At 38.7% G+C, this 7,382-nt stretch carries 4 protein-coding genes; all 4 read left to right on the top strand.

Going from position 1 to position 7,382, the window contains the following annotated elements; genetic code table 11:
• Positions 1-2,473 precede the first annotated feature (2,473 nt).
• The 4 genes from SAGCYANO_RS12590 to SAGCYANO_RS12575 all read left to right on the top strand — a co-directional run bounded on the left by SAGCYANO_RS12590 (position 2,474) and on the right by SAGCYANO_RS12575 (position 7,351).
• On the top strand, positions 2,474-4,663 hold the full coding sequence (locus SAGCYANO_RS12590; RefSeq protein WP_237396110.1) for a GH92 family glycosyl hydrolase: 2,190 nt from the start codon (positions 2,474-2,476) through the stop codon (positions 4,661-4,663).
• Positions 4,621-5,166 (top strand): DUF1349 domain-containing protein, encoded by a 546-nt coding sequence (locus SAGCYANO_RS12585; RefSeq protein ID WP_237396109.1) that lies wholly within the window; start codon positions 4,621-4,623, stop codon positions 5,164-5,166. Before SAGCYANO_RS12590 ends, SAGCYANO_RS12585 begins: the two co-directional genes overlap by 43 nt.
• A 275-nt stretch (positions 5,167-5,441) precedes the next feature.
• Positions 5,442-5,888 (top strand): DUF6932 family protein, encoded by a 447-nt coding sequence (locus tag SAGCYANO_RS12580; RefSeq protein ID WP_202220393.1) that lies wholly within the window; start codon positions 5,442-5,444, stop codon positions 5,886-5,888.
• A complete protein-coding gene (locus SAGCYANO_RS12575) occupies positions 5,885-7,351 on the top strand; it encodes a helix-turn-helix transcriptional regulator (RefSeq protein ID WP_202220392.1) in 1,467 nt (488 codons plus the stop codon). Before SAGCYANO_RS12580 ends, SAGCYANO_RS12575 begins: the two co-directional genes overlap by 4 nt.
• The last annotated feature ends 31 nt before the right edge of the window (positions 7,352-7,382 follow it).

The raw sequence follows: 7,382 nt of genomic DNA, 5'->3' as shown, positions 1-7,382 counted from the left end.
GAATTTTCAGTGTCTGTGGTTTTGTTGCGGATGTCGCAATAGGAGTTTTTACTCAGTTCTATTGGGAATTTTCAGTGTCTGTGGTTTTGTTGCGGATGTCGCAATAGGAGTTTTTACTCAGTTCTATTGGGAATTTTCAGTGTCTGTGGTTTTGTTGCGGATGTCGCAATAGGAGTTTTTACTCAGTTCTATTGGGAATTTTCAGTGTCTGTGGTTTTGTTGCGGATGTCGCAATAGGAGTTTTTACTCAGTTCTATTGGGAATTTTCAGTGTCTGTGGTTTTGTTGCGGATGTCGCAATAGGAGTTTTTACTCAGTTCTATTGGGAATTTTCAGTGTCTGTGGTTTTGTTGCGGATGTCGCAATAGGAGTTTTTACTCAGTTCTATTGGGAATTTTCAGTGTCTGTGGTTTTGTTGCGGATGTCGCAATAGGAGTTTTTACTCAGTTCTATTGGGAATTTTCAGTGTCTGTGGTTTTGTTGCGGATGTCGCAATAGGAGTTTTTACTCAGTTCTATTGGGAATTTTCAGTGTCTGTGGTTTTGTTGCGGATGTCGCAATAGGAGTTTTTACTCAGTTCTATTGGGAATTTTCAGTGTCTGTGGTTTTGTTGCGGATGTCGCAATAGGAGTTTTTACTCAGTTCTATTGGGAATTTTCAGTGTCTGTGGTTTTGTTGCGGATGTCGCAATAGGAGTTTTTACTCAGTTCTATTGGGAATTTTCAGTGTCTGTGGTTTTGTTGCGGATGTCGCAATAGAAGTTTTTACTCAGTTCTATTGGGAATTTTCAGTGTCTGTGGTTTTGTTGCGGATGTCGCAATAGGAGTTTTTACTCAGTTCTATTGGGAATTTTCAGTGTCTGTGGTTTTGTTGCGGATGTCGCAATAGGAGTTTTTACTCAGTTCTATTGGGAATTTTCAGTGTCTGTGGTTTTGTTGCGGATGTCGCAATAGGAGTTTTTACTCAGTTCTATTGGGAATTTTCAGTGTCTGTGGTTTTGTTGCGGATGTCGCAATAGGAGTTTTTACTCAGTTCTATTGGGAATTTTCAGTGTCTGTGGTTTTGTTGCGGATGTCGCAATAGGAGTTTTTACTCAGTTCTATTGGGAATTTTCAGTGTCTGTGGTTTTGTTGCGGATGTCGCAATAGAAGTTTTTACTCAGTTCTATTGGGAATTTTCAGTGTCTGTGGTTTTGTTGCGGATGTCGCAATAGAAGTTTTTACTCAGTTCTATTGGGAATTTTCAGTGTCTGTGGTTTTGTTGCGGATGTCGCAATAGAAGTTTTTACTCAGTTCTATTGGGAATTTTCAGTGTCTGTGGTTTTGTTGCGGATGTCGCAATAGAAGTTTTTACTCAGTTCTATTGGGAATTTTCAGTGTCTGTGGTTTTGTTGCGGATGTCGCAATAGAAGTTTTTACTCAGTTCTATTGGGAATTTTCAGTGTCTGTGGTTTTGTTGCGGATGTCGCAATAGAAGTTTTTACTCAGTTCTATTGGGAATTTTCAGTGTCTGTGGTTTTGTTGCGGATGTCGCAATAGGAGTTTTTACTCAGTTCTATTGGGAATTTTCAGTGTCTGTGGTTTTGTTGCGGATGTCGCAATAGAAGTTTTTACTCAGTTCTATTGGGAATTTTCAGTGTCTGTGGTTTTGTTGCGGATGTCGCAATAGAAGTTTTTACTCAGTTCTATTGGGAATTTTCAGTGTCTGTGGTTTTGTTGCGGATGTCGCAATAGAAGTTTTTACTCAGTTCTATTGGGAATTTTCAGTGTCTGTGGTTTTGTTGCGGATGTCGCAATAGAAGTTTTTACTCAGTTCTATTGGGAATTTTCAGTGTCTGTGGTTTTGTTGCGGATGTCGCAATAGGAGTTTTTACTCAGTTCTATTGGGAATTTTCAGTGTCTGTGGTTTTGTTGCGGATGTCGCAATAGAAGTTTTTACTCAGTTCTATTGGGAATTTTCAGTGTCTGTGGTTTTGTTGCGGATGTCGCAATAGAAGTTTTTACTCAGTTCTATTGGGAATTTTCAGTGTCTGTGGTTTTGTTGTGGATGTCGCAATAGAAGTTTTTACTCAGTTCCATTGGCTCAACTACTATGACAGCGCTTTTGCCGATCTCTAAACCACATCGTCATAACCAAAACCTTGTAAGGGCGAATGCCATTCGCCCCTACAGGACCGTTTCATCTAAAGTAGTGCATTAGAATTGTCATTGCGAACGATAGTGAAGCAATCTCTAGTGGATTTTCTATTGCATCATTTAAGATGAAACAGTCCACTACTGGATTGTTTCACCTAAAATAGTGCATTAGCTTTTTTTCGTCACCCCATCCCCCCATCCCCCCATCTCCCCATTTTCTATTGCATCATTTAAGATGAAACAGTCCACTACTGTGGTCTACTGAAATGAAAACCGCTGTAAGATAAGAAACGGTATAATTTTATTTTTCTGCTTTCTTGCTACTTCCTTCCTCAATTTATGACTAACACAAATACACCAACCACAGATAACCTCAAATATGTCAACCCCTTAATTGGTACAGGTGGTCATGGCCACACCAACCCAGGGGCAAGCGTTCCCAATGGTTTTGTCGTACTTGGTCCCGATACCAGAGTCGAAGGGTGGGATGCCTGTTCTGGATACTATGATAGCGATCGCAGTATTCTCGGTTTTTCCCACACTCACCTAAGCGGTACAGGTATTGCAGACTATGGGGATATTCTAATTTTGCCAAAAATTGGTACTATGACACTCGAACCGGGAACTCTGGAAAACCCAGACTCAGGTTATCGAGAACGCTTTGATAAAAATTCGGAAACAGCTTCTCCTGCTTACTACAAAGTCAAATTAAACTCAGGAATACAAGTCGAACTCACAGCTAAACAACGGAGTGGTTTCCACTACTACACTTTTCCCGAAAATGCTAAAGTTAACCTGCTCATAGACTTAGTTCATCGCCGAGACGAAAAAACTCTCTCTGCTAGTCTCAAAGCATTAGACTCCTACACCATTGTCGGCAGTCGCATCAGTCAAAGTTGGTCGCCCGAACAAAGAATTTATTTCTATATCAAATTTGAGCAACCCTTCCAAAAAATCTATATCTCCACCGATGGAAAAAATCTGAATCAACTCAAAAATGCAGATAGTAAAAATATTCAGTCATATCTAGACTTTGGGCAAATTTCCTACCTAAAAATTAGAGTCGGTATTTCCGCAGTAGATATTAGTGGCGCGCAAAAAAATCTCGAAAAAGAAATCCCATCCTGGCAATTTTATCAAACAGTAGACTCCGGCAAAGAACTCTGGCGCGAGAAACTGGCAAAAATAGACATTCAAACCGAAAACGAAACAGATAAAATCATTTTCTACACTGCTCTTTACCATACTTACAAAGCTCCACATATTTATATGGATGTAGACAAAAAGTTTCGGGGAGCAGATGGACGCATCCATACCGCAGGAGGTTTTACCAACTACACCCTATTTTCATTATGGGATACATTTCGCGCCCTCCACCCATTGATGACCTTGCTGGAACCTTCAGAAACCAATGAATATATCAAATCTATGTTGATACATTACGACCAAGTGGGTTCCCTACCAAAGTGGAAACTAGGAGAAAAAGATGTCAAAACAATGGTTGGTCGTCATGCTATTAGTGTTATTGTCGATGCTTTTACCAAAGGTTTGCGGAACTATGATAATTGGTGGGCGTTAGGAGCAGCGATCGACACCATGAATAGACAAGAACCAGAATTAAATGCCTATCGTAATTATGGTTTTGTTCCCTCAGATGTTGATGTTAACTGGTCAGTGTCGCGGACTCTAGAATTTGCCTATAATGATTGGGCGATCGCTCAAGTTGCCAGAATTTTCGGAAATATTAGTCTGGCAGAAAGTTATGAAAAACGTTCTCAAGCATACCGTCAAGTATTCGACCCCAGTCAAAAATTAATGCGCCCCAAACGTAGGGATGGTAGTTGGGATAATTTCGATCCGTTTGCCGCAGCATGGGAGTCTCCATTTATTGAGGGTAACTCCTGGCAATATACCTGGTTTGTGCCTCACAATATTCCAGATTTAATTGAACTTATGGGTGGGAAGTCAGCATTTTTAGCACAACTGGAAAAATTATTTTCCCTGGATAGTAGCAAAGGAAATGAGCTTCCCGATATTACAGGGTTAATTGGACAATATGCTCACGGCAATGAACCCAGTCATCACATCTGCTATCTTTTCAATTTTGTCGATCGCAACGATCTGACTCGTGCTTATGTCAAACAAATACTCACTACAATGTACAAAGCTACACCAGATGGCATCATAGGTAATGAAGACTGCGGACAAATGTCAGCTTGGTATATTCTCAGTGCTTTGGGTTTATATCAGGTGACTCCGGGTACGCCAATGTTTGATTTGGGATATCTACATTTTTCTCAAGGGACGATACATTTGGATAATGGCAAAGATTTTGTTATCCAAAAAGGTAATCATCCCGAACCATATTTACTCAATGGTCAACCAGTGTCAGGTTGGCAAATTTCATATCAAGATATTATTAATGGTGGTGTGTTGAGCATTTCCTCACCAACATCAATAAATTCACCGACCCCAACAAATATGCAATGGTACAACCAACCCCTGTCTGGAGCGACCAAGATGGAGTAATTCAAGTCACCACTGGTGCAAAGACAGATTTTTGGCGAGTGACTCACTATGGTTTTATTCGCGATAACGGTCATTTTTATTATCAGAATATTACAGGTGACTTTACCGCCCAAGTCAAAATTACTGGTGAATATCAAGCATTATACGACCAAGCAGGTTTGATGGTGCGTTTGGATGAGAAAACTTGGGTAAAATGTGGCATTGAATTTGTAGATGGCGTGCAACAGGCAAGTGCTGTGGTGACTAGAGAATATTCTGACTGGTCAGTGGTATCGTTGCCGGAAAACCCGGAAAGTATTTGGTTGCGGTTAAAGCGGAGTGGAGAAACAGTGGAAGTTGAATATTCTCTGGATGGAGAGAGGTATAGTTTGTTGAGACTGGGTTATTTGACTACGGCAAATGAGTTGCAAGTTGGTTTAATGTGTGCTTCTCCTGATGGGGATGGTTTTTCTGTTGTGTTTGAAGAATTTAGGGCGTTGGTAAATCAAGAGATGAAACTTTAAAAGTAATCTGTTTCTGACACCTCTAAATATTTAACCAGAGCAAGTGACGGGTATTACCCCTAGTAGAAAATCATCCCACCAATTACCAACGCCGAATTTAGACTGTTTGATTAGAGGAAATGAGGATAAAAAAAACACAAATTAGTGCCACCTACTATTAAATGGTTATATTACATGAGACGACTGGCCACTAATTCTCCTTCTCTAGATAATTTTTATTTGCAATACAACAAAAAAGTTGTGTTATTATTACTACACAACAAAAAAGTTGTGTTATGATAAAATTATTCAATAAAGACGGAAATTTGCCTCCAGGGGTACATTGGGCTACTTGGCCTGAATTTGTTGAGCGATTTGGAATTACGCCACATCGCCAGAAACTAATTAAAGGACTCAAGTCTGCTATTGATGTTCTATCAAAAGCTGGATGTCAAACTATTTATATTGATGGCAGCTTTGTTACAACAAAAGAAGTTCCAGGAGATTTCGATGCTTGTTGGGATACTACTGGAGTAGATTTTGATTTCTTATATGAATCTGACCCAGTTTTGTATAAATTTGATGACAGACGAGCAGCACAGAAAATTAAGTACCTGGGGGAATTATTTCCAGCATCTTGGATAGCAGACGGGGTAAATACTTTTCTAGAATTTTTTCAGATTGATAAAAATGGTAATCCGAAAGGCATTATTGCAATAGATTTGAGTAGGTGGCAACCATGATTAAAAATGAAAAACAATATCGTGTTACTCAATCTCAAGCTAAAAAGTTTGAAGAAGCATTGGTACAACTAACGCAAAATTTGGGTAGTAGTCAAGAAATTCATCCACTTCTTTTAAAAGCTCAAAAAGAAGCTTTAGAAAGTCAGCTTAACGACCTTCGTGAAGAGTTATTAGAATATGAAGCCTTAAAATCTGGTCAACAAGAAATTCTTGAATTACATTCATTAGATGAATTGCCTACTGCTCTAATCAAAGCTCGTATTGCCTCTGGTTTAACTCAGAAAGAATTAGCTGAAAGACTCGATCTTAAAGAACAACAAATCCAAAGATATGAAGCAACAGAATATGCTTCTGCTAGCTTAACAAGAATACGAGAGATAATCCAAATACTCGGTATTCAGGTAACAGAAGATGTTTTCTTACCTAGTTCTGAAGTCTCGCTAAAAGCCCTGTTTAGTCGTTTAAAGCAAGTAGGAATTGAACGCAACTTGATTACTAAAAGACTTATCTCTCAAGATGTAGTTGAAAAGATAGAATCAGATAATTTATCTGAGCAAGAAACAAGTGTTTTAGCTTTAAAAATTGCAGCAATTTTGGAGAGAATATTTAGATTAAGACCTGCTGAAATATTCAGTTCTGATTCACTTCAACTAGAAACAGCAGCAATAGGGGCAGCACGTTTTAAATTGCCTAAAGGAGCTAATGAAAAACGTTTTAATGCCTATACTGTCTATGCTCATTATTTAGCACTTTTAGTATTTGATGCTACATCAGATTTACCAAAAAAGCCAGTTCCTACTAATCCTAATCAGGTTAGAGAAACAATTATTTCTACTTATGGCAGCTTAGATTTTAAACATACTCTCCAGTACATTTGGAGTTTGGGAATACCAGTTTTACCATTAAAAGATTCTGGTTCATTTCATGGTGCTTTTTGGCGCATTCAGGGTCGTAATATTATTGTCCTGAAACAGCAAAATCACTATACTTCTCGTTGGCTTTTCGATTTGCTCCATGAACTTTGGCATACAGCTCAAGAGCCAAAATTAGATGAGCGGACAATTATTGAGGAGAGTGAAACAGCAGAAGAGAGAAGGAATTCTAAAGAAGAAATAACAGCTAGTAGATTTGCCGGGCATATTATTCTTGATGGTCGTGCTAAAGAGTTAGCCGATTTATGCGTTAAGAATGCTCAGGGAAGTATTGAGCGATTAAAAAAAGTTGTTCCTCAAGTTGCAACAATAGAAAAAGTTTCATTATCTTCATTAGCAAATTACATGGCATTTCGCCTTTCTTTGCAGGGAGAAAATTGGTGGGGAACCGCTATGAATTTACAAAAAGAAGATACAGACTCTTCCGATCCTTGGGAAATTGCGCGAGATATTCTGCTTGAAAAAATTAACTTTGGAAAACTCAATCAAATAGATATAAATCTATTAATGCAGGCTCTATCTGATGTTTAAAAACAGCAAAAAAATTATGTAAATAGGAGAT

This window comes from Okeania sp. KiyG1, from assembly GCF_014132355.1.
In the GTDB taxonomy this organism is placed as follows: domain Bacteria; phylum Cyanobacteriota; class Cyanobacteriia; order Cyanobacteriales; family Microcoleaceae; genus Okeania.
Note: the sequence above shows the minus strand (reverse complement) of the source record. Positions and strands in the feature narration are given on the sequence as shown.